The following is a 23377-nucleotide window of genomic DNA, read 5'->3' as shown; positions in this document are numbered from 1 at the left end:
AAAAACCGAGACAATCATTGAATTGCAAGAAATTGTAGAGCGACTAAAGAGAGATCTTGAGTAAGGTCAAGTAGAAAAGGGCGCACGGTGAATGCCTAGGCACTAGAAGCCGACGAAGGACGTGGCAAACGACGAAACGCTTCGGGGAGCTGTAAGCAAGCAGAGATCCGGAGATATCCGAATGGGGGAACCCGGCATAGAGATATGTCATTGCATGGTGAATAGATAGCGATGCAAAGGAAGACGCAGTGAACTGAAACATCTAAGTAGCTGCAGGAAGAGAAAGAAAGATCGATTTCCCAAGTAGCGGCGAGCGAAACGGAAAGAGCCCAAACCAGTGGATTTATCCATTGGGGTTGTAGGACTGCGACGTGGCAGAGAAGAGGATAGCAGAATTATCTGGGAAGGTAAGCCAGAGAGGGTGAGAGCCCCGTAAGCGAAATCCGAATCGAGCCTAGCAGTATCCTGAGTAGGCCGGAACACGTGAAATTCCGGTTGAATCCGCGAGGACCATCTCGCAAGGCTAAATACTAGCTAGTGACCGATAGTGAACCAGTACCGTGAGGGAAAGGTGAAAAGAACCCCGGAAGGGGAGTGAAAGAGAACCTGAAACCGTGTGCCTACAAGTAGTCAGAGCGCGTTAAAGCGTGATGGCGTGCCTTTTGTAGAATGAACCGGCGAGTTACGTTAAATAGCGAGGTTAAGTCAGAAAAGACGGAGCCGCAGCGAAAGCGAGTCTGAATAGGGCGACAAGTTGTTTGACGTAGACCCGAAACCAAGTGACCTACCCATGGCCAGGTTGAAGGTGCGGTAAAACGCACTGGAGGACCGAACCCACGTAAGTTAAAAATTGCGGGGATGAGCTGTGGGTAGCGGTGAAATTCCAAACGAACTTGGAGATAGCTGGTTCTCTCCGAAATAGCTTTAGGGCTAGCCTCGCGAAGAGGATAGTGGAGGTAGAGCGCTGTTTGGACTAGGGGCCCGTCAGGGGTTACTGAATTCAGATAAACTGCGAATTCCACATATCTATGCGCGGGAGTCAGACTGCGAGTGATAAGATCCGTAGTCGAAAGGGAAACAGCCCAGATCACCAGTTAAGGTCCCCAAATCTATGCTAAGTGGAAAAGGATGTGGAGTTGCGTAGACAACTAGGACGTTGGCTCAGAAGCAGCCATCATTTAAAGAGTGCGTAATAGCTCACTAGTCGAGTGACGCTGCGCCGAAAATTTACCGGGGCTAAGCATAGTACCGAAACTGTGGATGTGTTTTAAAGAGCACGTGGTAGGAGAGCGTTGTAAGTGCGGCGAAGCTTAATCGAGAGGATAAGTGGAGCGCTTAGAAGTGAGAATGCCGGTATGAGTAGCGAAAGATAAGTGAGAATCTTATCCGCCGAATGACTAAGGTTTCCTGGGGCAGGCTCGTCCGCCCAGGGTAAGTCGGGACCTAAGGCGAGGCCGAGAGGCGTAGTCGATGGACAACAGGTAGACATTCCTGTACTGCGATCGATCGTTTGAGCGAAGGAGGGACGCAGGAGGCTAAGAGCGCATGCGACTGGAAGCATGTAGAAGCGTCGAGTCTGAGAGCGAGTCAAATGCTTGCTTTCGAAAGGACAAGGCGCGACCTGGAGCGAAATCAAAGTAGCGAAGGCTCTGACGTCACACTGCCAAGAAAAGCTTCTAGCGAGATCGAGCGTACCCGTACCGCAAACCGACACAGGTAGTCGAGTGGAGAACACTAAGGCGAGCGAGAGAACTCTCGTTAAGGAACTCGGCAAAATGACCCCGTAACTTCGGGAGAAGGGGTGCTGATGGAGACATCAGCCGCAGTGAATAGGCCCAAACAACTGTTTATCAAAAACACAGGTCTCTGCAAAGTCGTAAGACGACGTATAGGGGCTGACACCTGCCCGGTGCTGGAAGGTTAAGAGGAGAGCTTAGCTTAGGCGAAGGTTCGAATTGAAGCCCCAGTAAACGGCGGCCGTAACTATAACGGTCCTAAGGTAGCGAAATTCCTTGTCGGGTAAGTTCCGACCTGCACGAAAGGTGTAATGATTTGGGCACTGTCTCAACGAGAGACTCGGTGAAATTATAATACCCGTGAAGATGCGGGTTACCCGCGACAGGACGGAAAGACCCCATGGAGCTTTACTGTAGCTTGATATTGGGTATCTGTTAAACATGTACAGGATAGGTAGGAGCCAGAGAAGATAGGACGCTAGTTTTATTGGAGGCAATGTTGGGATACTACCCTTGTTTGATGGATGCTCTAACCTTGGCCCGTAAGCCGGGCTAGGGACAGTGTCAGGTGGGCAGTTTGACTGGGGCGGTCGCCTCCTAAAGTGTAACGGAGGCGCCCAAAGGTTCCCTCAGAATGGTTGGAAATCATTCGCAGAGTGTAAAGGTATAAGGGAGCTTGACTGCGAGAGAGACAACTCGAGCAGGGACGAAAGTCGGGCTTAGTGATCTGGTGGTACCGCATGGAAGGGCCATCACTCAACGGATAAAAGCTACCCTGGGGATAACAGGCTTATCTCCCCCAAGAGTTCACATCGACGGGGAGGTTTGGCACCTCGATGTCGGCTCGTCGCATCCTGGGGCTGAAGTCGGTCCCAAGGGTTGGGCTGTTCGCCCATTAAAGCGGCACGCGAGCTGGGTTCAGAACGTCGTGAGACAGTTCGGTCCCTATCCGTCGTGGGCGTAGGAAATTTGAGAGGAGCTGTCCTTAGTACGAGAGGACCGGGATGGACGCACCGCTGGTGTACCAGTTGTTCTGCCAAGAGCATCGCTGGGTAGCTATGTGCGGAAGGGATAAGCGCTGAAAGCATCTAAGTGCGAAGCCCCCCTCAAGATGAGATTTCCTTTGCGAAAGCAGTAAGACACCTCAAAGACTATGAGGTAGATAGGCTGGGAGTGGAAGTAGAGCGATCTATGGAGCGGACCAGTACTAATCAGTCGAGAACTTGACCGAAGGCTAGACGATTTCTAAAGGTTTTGAGCGGATTGGATTCAGTTTTGAGCGCACAAGCTCAAGAAAAGAGTGCGGTGGCGATAGCAAGAAGGATACACCTGTTCCCATGCCGAACACAGAAGTTAAGCTTCTTAACGCCGAGAGTAGTTGGTGGGCAACTGCCTGTGAGGGTAGGAAGCTGCCGCGCTCTTTTTTAATATTCCGGCTTAGCTCAGTTGGTAGAGCGCTTGACTGTTAATCAAGATGTCGTCAGTTCGAGTCTGACAGCCGGAGCTAAGCGGAATGAAGGAAGAGGACAGCCGAAGCTGTCCTCTTTTTTTGTATTTTTTAAAATTTTAAAACTAAAAAAATAATGCTAATAATTTCACATTTTTTAACTTGTATATTTTTTAGATCAATTAAAGCCTAGTCTGATCGCAAAGATTATTTGTGTATTATTTCATTAATTACACAAAAAATATTGAAAACGTTTTGATTTTTTAGTAAAATAAAAATCGGATTCATTTAGATCTAGAGGAGGATTTAACATGGTAGGAATTGTTTTAGCCAGCCATGGTGGTTTCGCCGATGGTATTGCTGAATCAGCAGGAATGCTTTTCGGTGAACAAACTAATTTCGCACATGTCATTTTGAAACCAGATGAAGGCCCAGATGACATTCGAGCAAAGATGGAAAATGCCATCGCTTCATTTGATAGTCAAGATGAAGTATTGTTTTTAGTTGACCTATGGGGTGGTACACCATTCAACCAAGCTAACGGCTTAGTTGAACAACATGCTGATAAGTGGGCTATTGTCAGTGGTATGAACTTGCCTATGGTAGTTGAAGCATTAACTCAAAGAATGGTTAACGCAAACGCAACTGCTAAGGAAATTGCTACTGCTGTCGTAACCCCTGCTAAGGATGGCGTTAAGACCAAGCCAGTTGACTTGATGCCTGCAGAAAGTAAGCCAGCTGCAGCACAAGCTAGTGCAGGTAAGGCCAAGGCTATTCCAGAAGGAACTGTTATTGGTGATGGAAAGATCAAGTACGTATTGGCACGTATCGACTCACGTTTGTTGCACGGTCAAGTTGCTACTGGTTGGATTCCATCAATGCATCCTGACAGAGTTATTGTTGTTTCTGACAGCGTTGCTAAGGACGAATTACGTAAGAGTATGATCCGCGAAGCTGCTCCAGCTGGAGTTAAGGCTCATACTGTTCCATTGCAAAAGATGGCTGAAATTGCCAAGGATACTCGTTTTGGTAATACTCACGCACTTCTTTTGTTTGAAAACCCTGAAGACGTATTACGTGCAATTAAGGCTGGTATTGACATTAAGGAAATCAACGTTGGTTCAATGTCATATCGCGAAGGTGACGTAAACGCAAACAACGTATTGTCAATGAATCAAGAAGACGTAGATACATTCCGTGAACTTGAAAAGATGGGTATTAAGTTTGATGTACGTAAGGTTCCATCAGACAACCCAGGTAACATGGATGCTATCTTGAACAAGGCTCAAACCTTGCTTGATGAAAAGAACAAATAGAGAAGTTAGGAGTATATAAATGAACGCTATTCAAATGATTTTGGTAGTGGTTGTTGCCTTTCTTGCAGGTATGGAAGGTATCCTGGATCAATGGCAATTCCACCAACCATTAGTTGCATGTACTTTAATTGGTTTGGTTACTGGTCACCTTGAATTAGGTATTATTTTAGGTGGTCAATTACAAATGATCGCTTTAGGTTGGGCAAACATTGGTGCCGCTGTTGCACCTGACGCTGCTTTAGCATCTGTTGCTTCAGCAATTATCTTGGTACAAAGTGGTCAAGGTGTTAAGGGTATCGGTACTGCTACTGGTATCGCTATTCCTTTGGCTGTTGCTGGTTTGTTCTTGACTATGATCGTACGTACTATTTCTACTGCTGTTGTTCACTTCATGGACGCAGAAGCTAAGAAGGGTAACTGGCGTATGATCGACGTATGGCAATGGGTTGCTGTATGTTTGCAAGGTTTGAGAATTGCTATCCCAGCTGCTTTATTGCTTGCTATTCCTTCAGACTTGGTACAATCATGGCTTTCAATGATGCCTGCTTGGTTAAACGAAGGTATGAGCATCGGTGGTGGTATGGTTGTTGCCGTAGGTTACGCAATGGTTATCAACATGATGGCTTCTAAGGAAGTATGGCCATTCTTCGCTATTGGTTTTGCTTTAGCCGCAATTCAAGACTTGACTTTGATTGCCCTTGGTGCAATTGGTTTGTCAATGGCTTTGATGTACTTGGCTCTTGAATCTAAGGGTGGCAACGGTAGTTCAAACTCCGGTAGCGCAGGTGCTGGCGATCCACTCGGCGATATTATTGATAATTATTAGGATGACGCTTAGAGGAGGATTTTCAAAATGGCAGATAACAAGATTAAATTAACTAAGCGTGACCGTTTTAACGTTATGTGGCGTTCACAATTCCTTCAAGGTTCATGGAACTACGAAAGAATGCAGAACGGTGGTTACGTATACTCACTTATTCCAGCTTTAAGAAAGTTATATCCAAATAAAGAAGATATGGCTGCTGCTTTGCAAAGACACTTGGTATTCTTTAACACACACCCATACGTTGCAGCTCCAGTAGTTGGTGTTACTTTAGCTTTGGAAGAAGACAAGGCTAACGGTGTTGATGTTCAAGACGAAGCTATCCAAGGTGTTAAGGTTGGTATGATGGGACCTTTGGCCGGTGTTGGTGACCCTGTATTCTGGTTCACTGTTCGTCCTATTATCGGTGCTTTGGGTGCTTCAATGGCTATCCAAGGTAACATCATGGGACCAATCCTATTCTTCGTACTTTGGAACTTAATCAGAATTGGTTTCTTATGGTACACTCAAGAATTCGGCTATAAGGCTGGTTCAGCTATCACTAACGACATGTCTGGTGGTTTGTTGAAGAAGGTTACTCGTGGTGCCTCAATGATGGGTATGTTCGTCCTAGGTTCATTGATTGAACGTTGGGTAAGTATCAAGTTTGCTCCAATCGTTTCACAAACACCTATCCAAAAGGGTGGTTACATCGAATGGGACAAGCTTCCTGCAGGCGGCAAAGGTATCCAAGAAGCATTGTTGCAATGGAACATGGGCAGTGGTAAGGCTTTGACTAACATCAAGACTACTACTTTGCAAAACAACTTGGACCAATTAATCCCAGGTTTAGCAGGTTTGCTTTTGACTTTCCTTTGCATGTGGTTATTGAAGAAGAAAGTTTCACCAATCTGGATCATTATCGGTATCTTTGTTGTTGGTGTTGTATTCCACGTATGGGGAATTCTTTAATAAAAAATGGTTAGATCGCTTAATTCGACTGTCGAATTGACAGCCAATGCAACCTGGTTTCGCGGCATGCCAAATTATGGCAAGGTGATGCTAGGGGATAAGGCATTTGAATACTATAACGATAAAAATGTTGGAGACTATGTTCAAATTCCTTGGGAAGAGATAACTTATGTTATCGCGGATGTTCACTTTAATGGACGCTATATTCCAAGATTTGAGATTCGTACCAAGAAAAATGGTAATTTTATCTTTAATACGAAGGATCCTAAAAAGACCTTGCGAGTTATGAGAAATCATATACCAGCTGATCATATGCGTCGTGCTTTGTCCGTAGGACAAAAGCTGAAGCAGCGCTTCACATTTAAGAAAAAATAGTATGAATTAAAATAACGATGATTTTCAAAAAGAAGATCATCGTTATTTTTATGCTATTTATTTGGTATCATCAGAAATTGAAGCAGATAGTCGATTAATAAACAATTGAGCGATTGTGGAAAGTTCAGTTTCATGTTTCCAAATAATGGTTACTGGCTCGGTTAAAGCTGGTGAGAGCGGACGAAAGACCAGATCAAAGTCTTCGCTAGTATTAGCAAGTCGATCGTAGCTTAGGATCAATATTTTGCTGTTTTTCGCCATTAAACCGGCATTGTAGTAAAGATTATAAGTACCAACAAAGTTTACCTGACGATAAAGATTTCCAAACCAACGCTGGAATCTGCCTTTCTCGCTTGCCTGTTCTGAATTCAAAATTTGCCGGTTTACCAGGTCCTCAGGACGAATACTATCTAGCTTGGCTAATTCATCATCCTTACTCATCAAAACGCCCCAGCGGTCTTTTTCAGGGAGTTGCAGGCTCTCATAATTGCCCAGGGGCAGATCCCCCATGATAACCGCAAAATCCAAGGTACCGTTGTTCAACTTTTGCTCAGTGACAGTATAATCGCCACTGAAGAGATGAACTTTGACTTCAGGATAATCTTCAATCAATTCACTGAGCAGGTTAAGGATTCTTTGCATTGCGTAGCTTTCGCCTGCACCAATGGTTAAGTCGCCGTTAATTACGGTGCTAGAAATCAAATTTTGCTTGGTTTTGTCGGCTAAAGCTAAAATTTCCTTAGCTTGAGTTTGTAAGTAGCGTCCTGCCGAAGTCAGAATTAGCCTGCGAGGTTGTCTGATAAATAATTTAACTCCAAGCTCTGCTTCCAAATCTGCAATTTGTCTTGAAAGAGCTGGTTGAGAGACTAATAATTTTTCAGCTGCCCGAGTCATATTTAATTCTTGTGCAGTAGCAAGAAAATAATTTAAAACTCTTAATTCCATTTGATCACCATAAAATTTTGTTATCGAAAATTATAATTAATAACTTTTTTACATTTTTAAGCTTACTACTTAAACTTAGACTTATCAACAGATTGGAAGAAAAGAGGAACCAAAATGGGATTGAGTGAGGCAGAGAAGCAGCGAATTGCTCAAAATCAGCGCTTGCTTCAGAATTTGAATACCGGCCGGCATACTGATAGTGAGACTCGCCAGCTTTTGAGTGAAATTATGGGCCGACCTTTACCAGCATCATCTGAAATTCGATTACCTTTTTATTCAGATTGTGGATTTAGAATAAAAATTGGACAACGAGTATTTATCAACATGGGCGTAATGATGACCGATCTTGGAAAAATTACGATTGAAGATGACGTTTTGATTGGACCAGGTGCAAAAATTATTACAGTTAACCATTGCTTAGAGCCTGCAAGACGCAAGGAACTAGAGTTAAAGGAAGTCATAATTGAAAAAAATGCCTGGATAGGCGCCGGGGCAACGATTTTACCTGGAATTAGAGTGGGCAAAAATGCAGTTATAGCAGCCGGAGCTGTGGTAACCAAGAATGTAGCTGCTAATAGCGTGGTTGCTGGCGTTCCTGCTAAATTTATCAAAAACATCAAATAAAAAAAGAAGACGGATTGATCCGACCACTTAGGTGAAAGATCAATTAGTCTTCTTTTTCTTTGCGCCAAATTTTGGCAATTAGATACAAGATAACGAAAATCCCCAGACCGCTAGCAATTGCCAAGCGATAATTTGGCAAAATCAGCAAAAGAATAATCATGCTGATGAAGAATGCCAAGACTAAATAGTCCAAAAATGGAAATAGAGGCATTTTAAAATCATGCAATTCATTTTTAGGCGTCTTTTTGCGGTAAACAATATGAGTCAAAATCATTAAGCACCAGATGATCAAAAACATGCTCGTTGAAGTCGATGAGATAAAATTAAAAGCTTCATTGCCGATAACCAAGGTAATAAGTGGAGCAAGTCCCATCAAAAGGGCTGACAAGATCAAACTGTTTTGAGGCAGTTGGCGTCTAGAAAGCTTGCCGAAAGTTTGATTCCATTTTCCCTTGCCGTTGAAAGTAACAGAAAATAAAAGTCTTCCTGCACTATACAAGAAACTATTAGTTGCCGAAATAGCAGCTGAAATTACGACGAAATTTATGATCGAACTAGCATCGCTCAAGCCAGTTGCTTCTAGCGCTTGAACGAATGGACTGGAATTTGTGGCTACTTTTGACCAAGGAATTACTAACAAGATTGCCAAAATTGCCAGAACATAGAACAAAATTATCCGTAGCGGCAACTGATTGATTGCGCGTGAGAGAGTTTTTTCAGGATCTCGAGCTTCAGCTGCAGTTAGACCAATTAATTCAACCCCAATAAAGCTGAAGATAACCATTTGGAAGCCTTGGAAGAATCCTTGTGCCCCTCTAGCAAAAAATCCGCCGTTATCATCCAAATTTGCAAAAATTACAGGCCCAAAGCTCGTTTTTCCACCTGTCAAAAGCAGATAAGCGACCAAAATTACAAAAGCAACGATCATCAAAATTTTGATAATTGAAAAACTAAATTCCAAATTCCCAAAAAATTTGGCTGAAATCAAATTAATCAATAGCAATAAGACAATCGTGACTACCCCAGGAATCCAAGTGGCTAGATGCGGGAACCAGTAGCGGAAATAAATTCCTAGAGCGGTTATTTCAGCCATTCCCAAGCTGATCCAACTAATCCAATAAAGATAGCCAGTAATAAAACCTAAGTCTTTGCCGAGATATTTTTCAATAAATTCGATGTAAGTGTGCTTGCTTAAATCCGACAGAATTAATTCTCCTAAAGCTCGCATCAATAAAAAGAGGAAAATTCCCACAATAACATAAATCAAAAGCACACTGGGCCCAGCTCGGTGAATGCTATCGCCAACTCCAAGAAATAATCCGGTTCCGATAGCTCCACCTAAAGCAATTAGCTGAATATGCGAATTGCTAAGCGAACGCTTATAACCGTTTGAAATATCTGTTTTTTTATCTTTCATAAAATATCCTCCCTATATTACTTAAATTTTAGCATGTAAAAGAGCAAAAATTAGAATAAACCATAAATCTTAGTTTAATTATAATTTTTAGCCAAAAACGTAAATTAATTTTTTCTCTTACTAAAAGTTTGTTAATTCACAAACTATAGCTATAGATAGCGCTTACACGCTTGCAATAGTAAAAATGGCGTCAAATCGGAAACTTTGTTCAGTTTATGAAAACAAAAATTGGGTATTTACATTACTTTCAAGTGTGTTATATTAGTCATTGTAAAGAATTTCACAAGTAGTAAAAATTTGAGAGGCTAAGAGGCTAGATAAAATGGGGAAAACTCAAGAAAAAGTTGTAGTGACTCAAGAAGACAAGAACGAACAAATTCACCAGATGGTGGATAACTTAGTTAAAAAATCACATACTGCTTTAGATATTATAGCAGACTTTACCCAAGAACAAGTGGATAAGATTTGTGAAGCCATCGCAACTGCTGGTGAAAAGAATGCCTATGCGCTTGCTAAGATGGCTGTTGAAGAAACTGGCCGTGGAATCGTTGAAGATAAGACTATCAAGAACATGTATGCCAGTGAAAATATTTGGAACAGTTTGCGTCACGAAAAGACAGTCGGTGTAATTGAAGAAGATAAAGAACTTGGTTTAACCAAGATTGCCGAACCTAAGGGTGTAATCGCTGGTGTTACACCAGTTACTAACCCAACTTCAACAACTATTTTTAAGGCAATGCTTGCTTTGAAGACTAGAAATACCATTATCTTTGGTTTTCACCCACAAGCACAAAAGTGCTGTGTAGCAACTGCTAAAATCATCCAAGCCGCTGCTGAAGCTGCTGGAGCACCTAAGAATGCCATTCAATGGATTGAAGAACCAAGTATCCAAGCTACTAATGATTTGATGACTCACCCAGATGTTCAAACTATTTTGGCAACTGGTGGTCCTGGCATGGTTAAGGCTGCTTACTCATCCGGCAAGCCAGCTATCGGTGTTGGTCCTGGTAATGGTCCTTCCTACATTGAAAAGTCAGCTAACTTTGAAAGAGCCGTTTACGACATTATCTTGTCAAAGACCTTTGACAACGGTATGGTTTGTGCTTCTGAAAACTCAGTTGTTGTTGACAACGAAATTTACGACAAGGTTAAGGAAGAATTCAAGAAGTGGAACTGCTACTTCTTGAACAAGGAAGAAATCAAGAAGTTTGAACAAAACTTTATCGATCCAAGAAGAGGGACTGTTGCTGGTCCAGTTGCTGGTAAGTCAGCCTACGGAATTGCCAAGCTTTGCGGAGTAGATGTTCCTGAAAACACCAAAGTAATCATTGCGGAATACCAAGGTGTAGGTAAAGCCTTCCCACTTTCAGCTGAAAAATTGTCACCAGTCTTTACTTTGTACCGTGCCAAGAACACTGCAGATGCATTTAGAATTTGTCATGAATTGCTTGATTACGGTGGTCGCGGTCACACAGCCGGTATTCACTCAAATGATAAGAAGATCATCAATGAATTTTCAGCTGAAATGGACGCTTGCCGAATCTTGGTCAACTCTCCAGCTGCTTTAGGTGGTATTGGTGATCTCTACAACAACATGTTGCCATCATTAACTTTAGGTACTGGTTCATACGGTGCAAACATCTTCTCACACAATGTTGGAGCAAGAGATTTATTAAATATCAAAACAGTTGCAATGCGCCGGGACAATATGCAATGGGTAAAAGTACCTGCTAAGACATATTTTGAACACAACGCTGCCAACTATTTAAAGCACATGCCTGATGTTCATCGCTTTTTCGTCGTAACTGACGAAGGTGTAGCAGATTTAGGCTTTGCCGATGAAATTACCGACATTATCTCAAAGCGTCGCGGCAATAAGAGCTATGAAGTATTTAAGGCTGTAACGCTTAACCCAACAATTGATGTCATTAAAGACGGCGTTCACAGAATGAACATCTTTAAGCCAGATGCAATCGTTGCAATCGGTGGTGGATCAGTTATGGATGCTGCTAAGGCAATGAGATTGTTCTATGAAAATCCAGACATGAGTTTTGCCGAAGCTTACCAAAAGTTTCTTGATATCAGAAAGCGCGTTGTAAGATTCCCTAAGTCAAATGATGTAAAGCTTGTATGTATTCCAACTACTTCAGGTACTGGTTCAGAAGTTTCACCAGTTTCAGTCATTACTGACGGAAAAACTGGTCTTAAGCACACTCTTTGCGATTATGCTTTGATTCCAGATGTTTCAATCGTGGATGACCAATTCGTTGAAGAATTGCCTCAACGCTTAATTGCTTGGTCAGGCTTTGAAGCTTTGGGACATGCAATTGAAAGTTACGTTTCAACGATGGCTACTGACTTTACTCGTGGCTGGTCATTAGAAGCTATCAAGACTATTTTCAACAACTTGAAGGCTTCTTACGGTGGCGACCTTGATGCGCGCAAGCGTATGCATGATGCAGCTACAATCGCTGGTATGGCTTACTCAAACGCCTTCCTAGGTTTGGAACACTCAATTGCTCATGCAATTGGCTCAACTTTCAATATTCCAAGTGGCGTCAGCGATGCAGTTGCTTTACCACAAGTTATCAGATTCAACGCTAAGCGTCCTGAAAAGCTTGCTATGTGGCCACATTACTCAGTTTACAGAGCTGAAAGGGATTATGCTGAAATCGCTAGATCTTTAGGTTTGACTGGCTCAACTGATCACGAGCTTGTTGAAAAGTTGGTGGAAAAGCTTATCGACCTTGCTAAAGGCGTAAATATCAAACTTGCCTACAAGGCTTACGGAGTTGATAAGGCAAACTTCGACAAGAAAGTTGAAGACTTAGCTGTAGAAGCATATGGCGACCAAAACACGGTAACTAACCCAGTTTCTCCATTAATCTCTCAAATTACTGCTTTGATGAAGGATTGCTACGAAGGCAAAGGCATCAAGTAAAAAGAACTAAACAACCAAAAAGAACAGTCTGAACTGCGAAAATTATCTCGCAAGCTCAGGCTGTTTTTGATACCTATTTTGCATAGTCAAAAATCGAAAATAAGTATTTTTATTAGTTAAGAAAAAGGACTAGATTATAGTTGAGATAACTATAGAAAGTTTGAAAGTAGGTAGAAAAATGTCAATTACTAAAGATGCAATTAATGCTCATAGCTTTTTAAAAGAAACTGATCCAGAAGCATTTGAACGTTTAACCAATTTTGCCTTTAAAGAAGTTATTGATGAAATTGATTTGCCAGATAGAGTAAAAATGCTTTCAACCTTAGCTTATTTATTGGGTTGCCAAGGATTGGACGAATATAAGCTAATGCTGCCAGTAGCACTTTATAATGGCTTAACTCCAGTAGAAATTAAAGAAGTTTTGTACCAAGCACCTGACTATTTAGGACTTGGCAGAGTTTTGCCATTTTTCAAGGTCACCAATGAAATTATGGTAGCCAGAAATATTGAACTGCCTTTGCCATCTCAAGCTACGACAACATTGGAAAATCGCCTAGAAAAAGGTGAAGAAACGCAAATAAGATTATTTGGTCCAGGGATGAAGGATTTTGCCAAAAAAGGCACCATTAATAAGTGGCTAGCAGAAAACTGTTTTGGCGATTACTACACTAGAACGGGACTTAGCGACCAAGACCGGGAATTGATCACTTTCTGCTATCTAGCAGCTCAAGGAGGAGTTGAACCTCAGCTATTAGCACATGCTAAGGCTAATTTGGGAATAGGAAATAGCGAAGAATTTTTGACCAAGGTAGTTTTACATAATGTACCTTATATCGGTTATCCAAGAAGCTTGAATGCTATTTCGGCAATTAAGCAAGCAGCTGAAAATAAATAATTATAATCAAAAAGGAGTCGGCAATTTTGCCGGCTCCTTTTTTGAAGGTGGTTTGGAGATTATTTGTGAGATTAGATTATTGATTAGTTTAGTTCTTTGATAATGTTTTCCAAAGTTTCCTTAGCTTCTGCTTGAATAGGGGTTTCAGGATTTTCTTCGTTGTATCTGTTTACCCAGTCCAAACGGTCTTGCATTCTCTTAGCTAAAGTCTTTTGGTATTCAGGGTCATCAAGGTGAACTTCGTAGCCATCGATTGGCAAGTAGGAAACACCCTTGAAGTTGCCAAATGCCTTCCATGAAGCATCAGTAATGGTGTCGTTAGCCAATTCTTCGACTAACTTCTTAGTAATTTCCTTTGGAATATCCTTGCCCATGAAGGCATCAGTGTTCAAAATGTAGCAAGTTGCGCCACGTTTTTCGAACAATTCCTTGAAGTCACGGTAGTCACCAGAAACTGGATAAGCTCTAAATGGATCTGCAAATGGTTCGATAACCAAGGTGTTCATATCGAATCCTTCTGGAAGGTTTTCAGCTGAGGTTCTCTTGGTTGCCAAAGTACAGCCCATTGTAGTTGCTAAAGTAGGGTTGTCGATCTTAAGTAGAGGTGGCAATGAACCATCTTTCATGATCCAGAACAAAGCAGTAATAGGTGCTTTTTCAAAGTCAACACGGTGAGCTGAAGTGTAGCGTGACTTGATAACACGACCGTTGCCGTTACGCAAGTCTTCAGTTACGATAACTTTCTTGCCAGCATCATCTTGGGTTACTGCACAGTTCATAATGGTAGTGTAGTATTCAGTCTCGTGGTGACCAGCTGGGTAGTCGTTGGTCTTGTCGAAGTATGAAGGCTCAAGGGCAACAGATGAGCCATCTTCACGTGAAATGATGAAGGCATCGTCGTGCAAGACAGTAATGTCATATTTGCCATCGTACATTTCGTGAGTCAAAGTTGATTTACCAGATCCTGACAAGCCGTAGAAGGCAAATACCTTATCATCCTTGTCTTCAAAGTGGAATGACTTTTCACCACCGTGGCAAGCAGTGTAGTTGTGACGGTGAGCCATAGCCCAAGCCAAAGTCAAAGTTCCCTTCTTTAATTCACCGAAGTAGCGCAAGCCAAAGACAGCGGCACAGTTGTGAGGTGCGTCAAAGACACCTAAGCCCTTTGGATAATCTACATCAGTGACATTTGGATCGAAGTAGAAGTAAATGTCAGGTTCATCGTAAGCTCTTGAGTTTTCGTAGATCTTAGCAGCCTCGTCGTCAAAGAAGTGGAAGTTTAAGATGTATGACAATAGGTTGAAGGCTTGGTCTTCAGGCATCATCACATGAGCTTTAATTGAAAATGTTGGGTCAAGGCCAACTAAAACAGTGGCCTTTAAGTATTTTTGCTCATGGCCAGCGTAGATATCTTCACGCAAATTCCCGGCTAAAGCAGCCGCATCTTCTTTTGGATTGTCTACGAAGTGACGAGCACTTGCAGTTCTACCTAAAATCTTACCGTGATTGTATACTAACTGAGTTGCGCCTTGTGGCAAACCTAATTCTTTGGTGTGTAAAATTGGCAAGTCAGTTACAATAACACCGGCTTGTTTTTTAGCTAGTTCATATGCTTCAGCAACGCTTGTTACTTCATGAACATTATTTCCGTAAAATGCACTTTCAATAGTTGCACGTACAGGGCTAAACATTGGGTTAGCCTTTCTTAATTCGCTTTGAAGATAACGTTCTTTTGTGCTCATAAGCAAAAATCCTCCTAAAAAATCGAAAGCGTTTCCATATTTTTTCAACACAAATATAATAGCACAATTATTTGTGTATAACCACACAAATAGAGAAATTTTTGAAATTTATTTTTTGGTAAAATACGATAATATCAATCAGGACGTAAAATAACTTAAAATAAAAAATAGTCAAAAATTTGACTAGATAGAGACAAACTTTTGACTATTTGTGATTTATTTATCATTGAAGCCTTGTGGGTGATTTTGGTGCCAATTCCAAGCGCTGGCGATTACATCTTTGAGATCTTCATGTTTAGGTTGCCAGCCAAGAATTTTGCGGGCCTTGCTTGAGTCAGCAACCAAACTATCAGGATCGCCACCACGTCTTGGACCGATAGTATAAGGAATGTCCACGCCAGTAACTTCTTTAGCAGCTTGAAGAATTTCTAAGTTAGAGTAGCCTTGGGCAGTTCCTAAGTTGAAGACATCGGATGTATTAGTTGCCATTAAGTGCTTGAGCGCCAAAATATGAGCATCGATTAAATCCTCAACTTGGACATAGTCGCGAATATTGGTACCATCTTTAGTATCGTAATCATCGCCGAAGATAGTAAATTTGCCATCTCCGCTAATAGCACTCTTCAAAATATTAGGAATCAAGTGGGTTTCTGGACCGTGATCTTCACCAATCGTTCCATCTTCACAAGCTCCAGCCACATTGAAATAGCGCAAGGCAATTGACTTGATACCATTAGCTTGGTCTGCCCAATACATCATTTTTTCCATCATCATCTTAGTTTCGCCGTAAGGGTTGATTGGCGCTAAAGGTGTAGTTTCAGTAATTGGCAAGGTCTTAGGGATACCATAAGTTGCAGCACTGGATGAGAAGATCAAGTATTTTACTTTAGCATCGTCCATTGCCTTAAGTAGTGAAATCATTCCTGAAACATTGTTTTCGTAGTATTTCAGTGGCAACTTAACTGATTCAGGGACCAATGAATAAGCTGCAAAGTGCATGACAGCTTCGATTTTTTCATCGCGCAAAATCTTTGAAACTAAATAAGTATCATTAATGTCGCCTTGATAGAATTTAGCTTTTGCGTCAACGGCCTTTCGATGACCGGTGTAGAGCGAATCTAGGACAACTACATCATGATTTGATGCGACTAACTTTTTAACAGCGTGGGAGCCAATGTAGCCAGCCCCACCGATAACTAGAATTTTCATAAATTTCCTCTCTTATTGCTTGTAAGCTAGACAGTTTGTGACTTGATTTTAACACATTGAACAATTTACATCTGATAAAATTGTCATACGATCGGCAAAGAGTGGTATTATTTGCTTATGAAAAGTAAGAAAGGGCGATTATATGATTAACAATTCAACAATCGATCATCAATTAAATCATCGATCAATTAGAAAATTTAAGGATCAAACTTTAATGCCAGAGCAACTGCAGACTCTATATTCAGTTTTTCAACACACGGCTACGAGTATGTTTATGCAAAATGCTAGCTTGCTTCATATTACAGATGAAGCTAAAAGAACCAAAATTCGGCAGCTTTGCAATCAAAATTATGTTGGCGCAGAAGGTGATTTGTTTATTTTTATCGTTGACCTTTACCGCAACCAGCAAATTCGCCAGCAACTAGGAAAAGACGATGGTAGAGTACATACAACCGATATCTTTTTTCAAGCGATGGAAGATACAGTTTTAGCTTTTCAAAATGTGGCTAACGCTGTGGAAAGCATGGACTTAGGCTACGTGCCACTTGGGACGATTAACGACCATCCACTTGAAATGCTCAAGGTGCTAGATCTGCCAGAGCTGACTTTCCCAGTTTTGGGGATGCAAGTAGGAATTCCCGATCAAGCACCGCAACTTAAGCCGCGTTTGCCGCTAGAATTTACTTGTTTTGAAGAAAGTTATCCACGCGACTTTAAGGTGGAAAACTTGAAAAATTACGATGAAGTGGTGACGACTTACTATGACTTGCGGGATGCCAACCGGAGAATTGATTCTTTTACCAAGCAAATTACTGGCGCTAAGCTCAACTTGCATGAGACTGATCGTGATCAAATCGCAGAAGAGTTGCAAAAACAAGGTTTGTGCTTAGATTGGAAAGTTAAATAAATATTTTTTGAAAGTTATCGACTGCTTGATTATTATGACTTGGAATCACGGCATAGATAACTTTTTTGATTGATGATTTTTCAGCGAAGGTCTTTTTCCACAATTTAGCCACATCAAGCGAGTTAAAGCCAAACACCCCAGCTCCCCAAGTACCTAGAACTAAATAATCCACATGTTGATCTTCGGCAATTTGCTTAACAAAAGTCATGCGCAATTTTAAGGCTTGAAGGGCCTGAGAATAGGGAAGCTGAAGTAGAGCACTTTTACGGTAGAATGGGGCAGCGCAGGTGATGATATCAGCGCTTGCTAGGTATTGTTTTTGATGAAAAATAATACCTGGCGAATAGATTGCCCGATCCTGATAGAGATAATTAGCTAAATGCTCACGATTCCATGCGTAATACTCTGGGAAAGCAAGAAGGACTTGATAAAGAGTAGAATCAAAGCAAATTGCTTCTTCTTGGGCTAATGCTGCTTGTAAGTAGCCACCGGCAGTTTGTTCATAATCCGCAAAATTTAGGCAGGCAATTTTGGCCTGGGGATAAGTTGAGGATAGCCGACTAACTGCTTGAGTTGTCGAATTGATCCACAATTCCTGCAAAGTTTGAGTAGAAGAAAAAAAGTTGGCAGGTTGTTGCGAATCAACGCTATAAATGGTGCTGCTAGCAATTGAATTGTTGATTTCTTGTTGATAAAGTTTAGTCATTAACTGATTGTGAGCTTGAACTTGTTGAATGCGTGATGAAGAATACATAATTTACTGTCCTTTTAATTAATCTGGTACATCTATGTTATTCTTGTTGCAGGTGGAATTCCAATTGCTTTATAGCGGAGTTTTTGATACAATACTCTTGTTATAGGTCGCTGATTTAGCTCAGTCGGTAGAGCGTCTCCCTCGTAAAGAGAAGGTCGGCAGTTCGATCCTGCCAATCAGCATCAGAGTACTAACAAAAAATCTCCAACAGACACATTTTCGTGTTCGTTGGAGATTTTTTAGTTTAGGTAAACGAATTGGTAATTAACGAATGCTTTATGGGCTAGGTCGAAAAAGGTCCATGTATTTTGTATAATTAAATTAATTAGTTATATGAAGTATGGGATGTAATTATGGAAAGAGACCGTAAAATAGTTTGTGTAAGGATGGATGATTCCTTAAATTAATTTCTTGAAACATTAGAAAAAGGAGTCCCTTTCTCGTATGATTGATTTGAACAAAAAACACGTACAGAAAGAAGAACTCCTTTATGAATGATTTTACCAAAAATATGGCTCAAGCTCTATTCAATCAAGACAAAATAAATGATTTATTGCGTAAAGAACTCCAACAAGCGAAACTGTCAAATCTATTTACACAAAAGATTTGACAGTTTCAGAAAATAAGTGAGCAATATCAAAATACTTGTTTTATCGATAAATTCTATTATTATGACTGTAGTAATTTTGATAAAATTTTATTAGCACAAAAAAGTTAAATAAGAGGTGGTACTTTCGTTTCATGGAGGTGGTGCCAATGGTGTATTAGCTATTGACAGATATCTTATTGAAGGGAGGTCCAGTTTGCTAAATGACGGGCTTTATATTGTCTGTCATAGCTGTAGTCAATTTGCTTGGCATCTTGGTTTCAAGTTTAACTTTGTTAACCAAAAAGATATCCAAGTGGCTAGTAGCCTTAAACGAATTGATTACAATTTTCTACGATTTGTGGAAAAAAATAGAGCATACTAAAAAGCCGCCTATAACTTTTGGTAGAGATAGTAGGACGACTTTTTAGTTCTATACTATTGCCACCGTTTACTAACGGCTTTGTGCAGAGAGCTACTTGGGGGTAGCTCTCTTTTTTATACTCTAATTGTAACAACTTTAGGTCGAAAAATAAACTTTTCGATATTTTACCAAACGCTACTTGGCAAACTTAACTGCAGTATCTAAGGCTAGTTCCATCATTTGTTTGAAACCAGTTTGACGTTCTTCAGAAGTAGTGGCTTCACCGGTCATAATGTGGTCGGAAATAGTCAAAATCCCCAAAGCCCGCTTGTGATATTCAGCCGCAATTGAGTAGATAGCTGGCAATTCCATTTCTGTTGCCAAAATACCAAATTGTGCTAAACGCTCATTGTCAATGCGATCATTGTAGAAGCGGTCAACCCCAATAGTATTTCCAACATGGTAAGTAAGACCTTTTTCTTCTGCTAAGTCAGCTGCAGCGCGCAACATATCGAAGTTGGCAATTGGCGCAAATTCGATCTCTGGATCAAAGAAGTTGTGCACAAAGTTAGTATTAGTACATGAACCTTCAGCTAAAACCAAGTCGCGAACATGAACATCCCTTGAAAGAGCTCCAGCAGTTCCAACTCTGATAATATTTTCTACACCATAAAACTTGAACAATTCTGTCGCATAGATACTTGCTGAGCTAAGACCCATTCCTGATGATTGAACGGAAATCTTCTTGCCTTTGTAAGTACCAGTAAAACCATATTCAGCCCGAACGCCATTGTATTGTACAGGATTTTCTAAGAAATTCTCAGCAATATACTTAGCTCTAAGTGGATCACCTGGCATTAAAACCGTATCTGCAATTTGGCCGACTTCGGCCTCAAGATGTGGAGTTGGCATAGTTAAACGACCTTTCTAAAATTTTACGACAATAAATCTAAGAAACTTTCACCGTAGTCGCCATTTTCGACATTGAAGTTGTCCAAAATAGTAGCACCTAAGTCGCTATATGTTTGGCGAACGCCAAGCGACTTGCCGCCAGCTAGACTTGGTGAATACATCAATAGCGGTACATATTCTCTAGTATGGTCGGTTCCCTTGTAGGTAGGGTCATTGCCGTGATCGGCAGTGATGAACAAGAGATCGTCGTCCTTCATCTTTGGAATCAATTCGCCAAGCCGTCTGTCTAAGTCCATCAAGGCTTCAGCGTCCCCTGGCAAGTTGCGTCTGTGACCATACATTGCATCGAAGTCAACCAAATTAGTAAAGCAAAAACCAGTAAAGTCCTTGTCTAATTGGGCAATAGTCTTGTCCATGCCGTCCATATTGCTGGTGGTATGCCAGCCCTTTGTAATGCCTTGACCTGAGAAGATATCGTTGATCTTGCCCACGCCTAAAACATCATAGCCAGCATCCTTTAAGCGATCTAAGGCTGTCTTGCTGGTTGGCATCAAGGTGTAGTCGTGACGATCGCTAGTTCTGGTGAAGTGGTCCTTATCGATATAGGTGTATGGCCGAGCAATGATTCGACCAATTCGATATGGCTTGTCATTGGTAATTGAGCGAACGTATTCACAGATGCGATATAGTTCTTCAAGCGGGATCACGTCGACGTTAGCTGCAATTTGGAAAACTGAATCGGCTGAAGTGTAGATGATCAAATCGCCAGTTTCCTTTTGCACATCGCCGTAGTCATGAATGATTTCAGTTCCGGAGTATGGCTTGTTGACGATGCACTTGCGACCAGAGAATTCTTCGACTTTTTTCACCAATTCTTCGTCAAATCCATTAGGGAAAAAGCCCAGTGGCTCTAGAACTGGCAAGCCCATCATTTCCCAGTGGCCATCAAGTGAGTCCTTACCAACTGAGATTTCTCGCATTTTGCCAAAATAGCCAATAGCTGGATCAGCTACTGGAACATGCTTGATTGGATTTTCAGGTCTAATATTTGAAAGACCTAACTTGGCAAAGTTTGGCAAAGACAAGTTATCATAGTTTTCGCCGATATGGCCTAAAGTGTCGCTGCCTACATCGTCAAAGTCCTTGGCATCAGGAGTTTCGCCGATACCAATTGAATCCATTACAATTCCAAAAACGCGTTTGAATTTTTTGTATTCAGTCATTTTAATCTGCCTTAACTATTTCAATACCTGCACTAGCGCCAATTCTGTCAGCGCCGTTTTCAATCATCGCCATTGCTTCTTCTTTGGTATGAATACCGCCGGCCGCCTTAACTTGAAGCTTGTCGCCTACGACTTCTTTCATGATTTTGACGTCTTCAGCAGTAGCGCCACCAGTTGAAAAACCAGTTGAAGTCTTAACAAAGTCAGCGTTAGCCTTCATGGCCAGTTCGGATGAACGCTTGATTTGTTCCTTAGTCAAAAGGCAATTTTCTAAGATGACCTTGAGGACTTTGCCATTTTCATGAACTGCGTCAGCAACTGCTTTGACATCTTCATAAACAGCTTCTTCATTGCCTGAAAGAAGTTCGCCAACATTTTGAACCATGTCGAGTTCATCAGCGCCATCAAGAATTGCTTGCTTTGATTCAAGCACCTTGCTGAAAGTTGAAGTAGCCCCTAAAGGAAAGCCAATTACAGTGCAGACATTGACATCGCTGTCTTTGAGCAATTGACTAGCAAGCTTAACCCAGGTTGGGTTAACGCAAACTGAAGCAAAGTCGTATTCTTTTGCTTCTTGGCAGAGCTTTTCAATATCAGCCTTAGTGGCGTTTGGCTTTAAGTTAGTGTGATCAATGTACTTAGCTAATGGTTTAGTTAAATTAGTCATATAGACATCAAATCCTTTCTATCAGTTTAATATTATTGTGAAATTGCTTACATACCTATTATATTAGACTTTACGGCCAGTTTAAAGCAAAAAAGCCACATAAATGTGACTTTGTTTACATTAATTTATCTTTGAAGTGTTTATTGAAAATTACCATTGCCAATATCAATAAAAGAATAGCAACGGAGTTACCGATTGTCTCGTATAAATTGCCGTGAGCTGTCAAAAGACCACGCAAAAGCGCAGTTACCCCTAAGCCCATCAAAAAGTTGATGCTGGTATGGCCATGATGATAAAGTGCCGAAACGATCATGGAAGCAAACTCAAAAAATAGGAAGAAAACGATGATTTCATCTAGAATTTCGGAATTGCTTTTAGTAATTGAAGTTCTGAGCAATTCATGGGCGATAACATACAATTCCCGACCAATAAAAATTATCAAAAATAGGCCTAGTATTGCCATGCTAGCTACTAGCAATCCGCGCAAAAAATGGGCAAATTTATTGATGAATCGATAATAATTTTGTTTCATAAAAATCCTTTCAGGTTCAATCAATTTTCACTGTCACTTTAAGATTACCATATCATCAAATTTGACGAAAGCGTTTTTATATTGTTTAATTAACTTGTTAAACATATTGAAGGGGTGCCCTAATGGGCTGAGATTAGACCCTAGAACCTGTTGAGATAATGCTCGCGTAGGAATCAATTATAATTTTGAATGCGATAATTAGGCACAGGTTTCAAAGGGACCTGTGCTTTTTTGATAGAGGAAAAATTATGAAGACGGAATTATTGCAAAAGATCAAAGAAACTAATCCAGTTGTATTATCAATTACGAATTTCGTAACGATTGCTGATGTGGCCAATAGCTTAAGTGCAGTCGGCTGCTCACCAATTATGTCGCGGGATGCAAGAGAAATTCCTGAATTAGTTAGCCTGGCCGGAGCTTGCGAAGTTAATATCGGCACTTTAAATCAAAGCGATGAAGACTTGATTTTGAAAACAGCAGCTGAAGCCAACCGGCAAAAAAAGCCGCTCTTGCTTGATCCAGTGGCTGTCGCTGCTAGTGCATATCGAACTGATTTTGTGCAAAAGCTGCTTGATAATTATCATTTTGATGCAATCAGGGCAAATGCCGGCGAAATGGCTGCTTTGGCTGGAATTGCTTGGCAGAGCAAGGGAGTTGATGCTGGAGAAGGTGATGGCGATTTAGGCCAAATTGTCGAGGCAGTTGCCAAGAAGTATCACACAGTTGCAATTTTGACTGGAGAAAAAGACTATCTTTCAGATGGCCAACAAGTTTTGTGCAATCAATATGGCAGCCCTAAATTGACCAAGTATGTTGGTACAGGCGATATGTTGTCAGCGATCGTAGCGGGCTTTTTGGCAATTGAAAATGATCTAGAATCGGCTTACTTTGCTTGTCAATTGTTTAGTTTAGTCGCTGAAAAAACGCGGTCCAAGGGTGTTTTTGCTTGGTTCAATGAATTTTTGGACAATTTGAATGAAATAGACGAAGAGAAGTTGCTCAATTTATAGG

19 protein-coding genes, 2 tRNA genes, 2 rRNA genes and 1 riboswitch are annotated in these 23377 nt (G+C 41.1%); of the genes, 14 read left to right on the top strand and 9 right to left on the bottom strand.

The window, feature by feature from the left end; translation table 11 throughout:
- The first annotated feature begins 64 nt into the window (after nucleotides 1-64).
- The 7 genes from BN53_RS01130 (at nucleotide 65) to BN53_RS01100 (ending at nucleotide 6648) form a co-directional block, all read left to right on the top strand.
- Nucleotides 65-2967: ribosomal RNA gene (locus BN53_RS01130) — 23S ribosomal RNA — on the top strand.
- Nucleotides 2968-3037: 70 nt separating this feature from the next.
- Nucleotides 3038-3154, top strand: a 5S ribosomal RNA gene (gene rrf, locus BN53_RS01125).
- A 13-nt stretch (nucleotides 3155-3167) separates the two neighbouring features.
- Nucleotides 3168-3240, top strand: a tRNA-Asn gene (locus BN53_RS01120).
- Between the two features lie 254 nt (nucleotides 3241-3494).
- Entirely contained in the window at nucleotides 3495-4499 is a 1005-nt protein-coding gene (locus BN53_RS01115; RefSeq protein WP_009559033.1) for a PTS sugar transporter subunit IIB, read from the top strand.
- Nucleotides 4500-4518: 19 nt separating this feature from the next.
- Nucleotides 4519-5325 (top strand): PTS mannose/fructose/sorbose transporter subunit IIC, encoded by an 807-nt coding sequence (locus tag BN53_RS01110; RefSeq protein ID WP_009559032.1) that lies wholly within the window; start codon nucleotides 4519-4521, stop codon nucleotides 5323-5325.
- A 27-nt stretch (nucleotides 5326-5352) separates the two neighbouring features.
- On the top strand, nucleotides 5353-6273 hold the full coding sequence (locus BN53_RS01105) for a PTS system mannose/fructose/sorbose family transporter subunit IID (RefSeq protein ID WP_009559031.1): 921 nt from the start codon (nucleotides 5353-5355) through the stop codon (nucleotides 6271-6273).
- Between the two features lie 6 nt (nucleotides 6274-6279).
- The gene (locus tag BN53_RS01100; protein ID WP_009559030.1) at nucleotides 6280-6648 is read left to right on the top strand and encodes a DUF956 family protein; all 369 of its coding nucleotides are present in this window, start codon (nucleotides 6280-6282) and stop codon (nucleotides 6646-6648) included.
- 57 nt (nucleotides 6649-6705) lie between these two features.
- Here the strand turns inward: BN53_RS01100 and BN53_RS01095 are convergent, their stop codons facing one another.
- The gene (locus tag BN53_RS01095) at nucleotides 6706-7593 is read right to left on the bottom strand and encodes a LysR family transcriptional regulator (protein ID WP_009559029.1); all 888 of its coding nucleotides are present in this window, start codon (nucleotides 7591-7593) and stop codon (nucleotides 6706-6708) included.
- 114 nt (nucleotides 7594-7707) lie between these two features.
- Between BN53_RS01095 and BN53_RS01090 the strand changes: the two genes are divergently transcribed.
- The gene (locus BN53_RS01090; RefSeq protein ID WP_009559028.1) at nucleotides 7708-8217 is read left to right on the top strand and encodes a DapH/DapD/GlmU-related protein; all 510 of its coding nucleotides are present in this window, start codon (nucleotides 7708-7710) and stop codon (nucleotides 8215-8217) included.
- Between the two features lie 43 nt (nucleotides 8218-8260).
- Here BN53_RS01090 and BN53_RS01085 read toward each other — a convergent pair whose 3' ends face one another.
- Nucleotides 8261-9634, bottom strand: coding sequence for an amino acid permease (locus BN53_RS01085; protein WP_009559027.1), 1374 nt, complete (start codon nucleotides 9632-9634; stop codon nucleotides 8261-8263).
- A gap of 322 nt (nucleotides 9635-9956) precedes the next feature.
- Between BN53_RS01085 and adhE the strand changes: the two genes are divergently transcribed.
- Together adhE and BN53_RS01075 are read left to right on the top strand one after the other, a co-directional pair.
- Nucleotides 9957-12575, top strand: coding sequence for a bifunctional acetaldehyde-CoA/alcohol dehydrogenase (gene adhE, locus BN53_RS01080; RefSeq protein WP_009559026.1), 2619 nt, complete (start codon nucleotides 9957-9959; stop codon nucleotides 12573-12575).
- A gap of 178 nt (nucleotides 12576-12753) precedes the next feature.
- Nucleotides 12754-13470 carry a carboxymuconolactone decarboxylase family protein gene (locus BN53_RS01075; RefSeq protein ID WP_009559025.1) on the top strand — a complete coding sequence of 239 codons (717 nt, stop codon included), beginning with the start codon at nucleotides 12754-12756 and terminating at the stop codon, nucleotides 13468-13470.
- Between the two features lie 83 nt (nucleotides 13471-13553).
- On the opposite strand, the gene BN53_RS01070 is transcribed toward BN53_RS01075, so the two are convergent.
- Nucleotides 13554-15212 (bottom strand): phosphoenolpyruvate carboxykinase (ATP), encoded by a 1659-nt coding sequence (locus tag BN53_RS01070; protein WP_009559024.1) that lies wholly within the window; start codon nucleotides 15210-15212, stop codon nucleotides 13554-13556.
- Nucleotides 15213-15428: 216 nt separating this feature from the next.
- Nucleotides 15429-16421: a UDP-glucose 4-epimerase GalE gene (gene galE / locus BN53_RS01065; protein ID WP_009559023.1), complete on the bottom strand. Its 993-nt coding sequence runs from the start codon at nucleotides 16419-16421 to the stop codon at nucleotides 15429-15431.
- A gap of 142 nt (nucleotides 16422-16563) precedes the next feature.
- Here galE and BN53_RS01060 point away from each other — a divergent pair, with 142 nt between their 5' ends.
- Nucleotides 16564-17328, top strand: a complete 765-nt coding sequence (locus tag BN53_RS01060; RefSeq protein WP_009559022.1) for an NADPH-dependent oxidoreductase — start codon at nucleotides 16564-16566, stop codon at nucleotides 17326-17328.
- Here the strand turns inward: BN53_RS01060 and BN53_RS01055 are convergent.
- Nucleotides 17321-18082, bottom strand: a complete 762-nt coding sequence (locus BN53_RS01055) for a TIGR02452 family protein (protein ID WP_009559021.1) — start codon at nucleotides 18080-18082, stop codon at nucleotides 17321-17323. The genes BN53_RS01060 and BN53_RS01055 overlap by 8 nt on opposite strands.
- A gap of 109 nt (nucleotides 18083-18191) precedes the next feature.
- Here BN53_RS01055 and BN53_RS01050 point away from each other — a divergent pair.
- Both BN53_RS01050 and BN53_RS01040 read left to right on the top strand, forming a co-directional pair.
- Nucleotides 18192-18264: transfer RNA gene (locus BN53_RS01050), tRNA-Thr, on the top strand.
- Nucleotides 18265-18892: 628 nt separating this feature from the next.
- Nucleotides 18893-19099, top strand: coding sequence for a hypothetical protein (locus tag BN53_RS01040; RefSeq protein WP_009559019.1), 207 nt, complete (start codon nucleotides 18893-18895; stop codon nucleotides 19097-19099).
- A 128-nt stretch (nucleotides 19100-19227) separates the two neighbouring features.
- Here the strand turns inward: BN53_RS01040 and deoD are convergent, their stop codons facing one another.
- The 4 genes from deoD to psiE form a co-directional block, all read right to left on the bottom strand.
- Nucleotides 19228-19944: a purine-nucleoside phosphorylase gene (gene deoD, locus BN53_RS01035; protein WP_009559018.1), complete on the bottom strand. Its 717-nt coding sequence runs from the start codon at nucleotides 19942-19944 to the stop codon at nucleotides 19228-19230.
- A 23-nt stretch (nucleotides 19945-19967) separates the two neighbouring features.
- A complete protein-coding gene (locus BN53_RS01030) occupies nucleotides 19968-21167 on the bottom strand; it encodes a phosphopentomutase (protein WP_009559017.1) in 1200 nt (399 codons plus the stop codon).
- Nucleotide 21168: 1 nt separating this feature from the next.
- Complete coding sequence (gene deoC / locus BN53_RS01025) at nucleotides 21169-21834, bottom strand: deoxyribose-phosphate aldolase (protein WP_009559016.1); 666 nt, start codon at nucleotides 21832-21834, stop codon at nucleotides 21169-21171.
- A gap of 115 nt (nucleotides 21835-21949) precedes the next feature.
- Nucleotides 21950-22366, bottom strand: coding sequence for a phosphate-starvation-inducible protein PsiE (gene psiE / locus BN53_RS01020; RefSeq protein WP_009559015.1), 417 nt, complete (start codon nucleotides 22364-22366; stop codon nucleotides 21950-21952).
- A 100-nt stretch (nucleotides 22367-22466) separates the two neighbouring features.
- Nucleotides 22467-22556: riboswitch (TPP riboswitch) on the top strand.
- A 58-nt stretch (nucleotides 22557-22614) separates the two neighbouring features.
- On the opposite strand from psiE, the gene thiM reads away from it, so the two are divergent.
- Complete coding sequence (gene thiM, locus BN53_RS01015) at nucleotides 22615-23376, top strand: hydroxyethylthiazole kinase (protein WP_009559014.1); 762 nt, start codon at nucleotides 22615-22617, stop codon at nucleotides 23374-23376.
- The last annotated feature ends 1 nt before the right edge of the window (nucleotide 23377 follow it).

The sequence above is a fragment of the Lactobacillus pasteurii DSM 23907 = CRBIP 24.76 genome (assembly GCF_000297025.1).
Classification (GTDB): Bacteria; Bacillota; Bacilli; order Lactobacillales; family Lactobacillaceae; genus Lactobacillus; species Lactobacillus pasteurii.
Note: the sequence above shows the minus strand (reverse complement) of the source record. Positions and strands in the feature narration are given on the sequence as shown.

Coding starts and splice junctions, on each gene's coding strand:
- BN53_RS01060 (WP_009559022.1), top strand. CDS start 16,564: ATGATTAACAATTCAACAATCGATCATCAATTAAATCATCGATCAATT.
- psiE (WP_009559015.1), bottom strand. CDS start 22,366: ATGAAACAAAATTATTATCGATTCATCAATAAATTTGCCCATTTTTTG.
- BN53_RS01115 (WP_009559033.1), top strand. CDS start 3,495: ATGGTAGGAATTGTTTTAGCCAGCCATGGTGGTTTCGCCGATGGTATT.
- BN53_RS01040 (WP_009559019.1), top strand. CDS start 18,893: ATGACGGGCTTTATATTGTCTGTCATAGCTGTAGTCAATTTGCTTGGC.
- BN53_RS01100 (WP_009559030.1), top strand. CDS start 6,280: ATGGTTAGATCGCTTAATTCGACTGTCGAATTGACAGCCAATGCAACC.
- deoD (WP_009559018.1), bottom strand. CDS start 19,944: ATGCCAACTCCACATCTTGAGGCCGAAGTCGGCCAAATTGCAGATACG.
- BN53_RS01095 (WP_009559029.1), bottom strand. CDS start 7,593: ATGGAATTAAGAGTTTTAAATTATTTTCTTGCTACTGCACAAGAATTA.
- galE (WP_009559023.1), bottom strand. CDS start 16,421: ATGAAAATTCTAGTTATCGGTGGGGCTGGCTACATTGGCTCCCACGCT.
- BN53_RS01085 (WP_009559027.1), bottom strand. CDS start 9,634: ATGAAAGATAAAAAAACAGATATTTCAAACGGTTATAAGCGTTCGCTT.
- BN53_RS01070 (WP_009559024.1), bottom strand. CDS start 15,212: ATGAGCACAAAAGAACGTTATCTTCAAAGCGAATTAAGAAAGGCTAAC.
- BN53_RS01090 (WP_009559028.1), top strand. CDS start 7,708: ATGGGATTGAGTGAGGCAGAGAAGCAGCGAATTGCTCAAAATCAGCGC.
- deoC (WP_009559016.1), bottom strand. CDS start 21,834: ATGACTAATTTAACTAAACCATTAGCTAAGTACATTGATCACACTAAC.
- thiM (WP_009559014.1), top strand. CDS start 22,615: ATGAAGACGGAATTATTGCAAAAGATCAAAGAAACTAATCCAGTTGTA.
- BN53_RS01055 (WP_009559021.1), bottom strand. CDS start 18,082: ATGTATTCTTCATCACGCATTCAACAAGTTCAAGCTCACAATCAGTTA.
- adhE (WP_009559026.1), top strand. CDS start 9,957: ATGGGGAAAACTCAAGAAAAAGTTGTAGTGACTCAAGAAGACAAGAAC.
- BN53_RS01075 (WP_009559025.1), top strand. CDS start 12,754: ATGTCAATTACTAAAGATGCAATTAATGCTCATAGCTTTTTAAAAGAA.
- BN53_RS01110 (WP_009559032.1), top strand. CDS start 4,519: ATGAACGCTATTCAAATGATTTTGGTAGTGGTTGTTGCCTTTCTTGCA.
- BN53_RS01105 (WP_009559031.1), top strand. CDS start 5,353: ATGGCAGATAACAAGATTAAATTAACTAAGCGTGACCGTTTTAACGTT.
- BN53_RS01030 (WP_009559017.1), bottom strand. CDS start 21,167: ATGACTGAATACAAAAAATTCAAACGCGTTTTTGGAATTGTAATGGAT.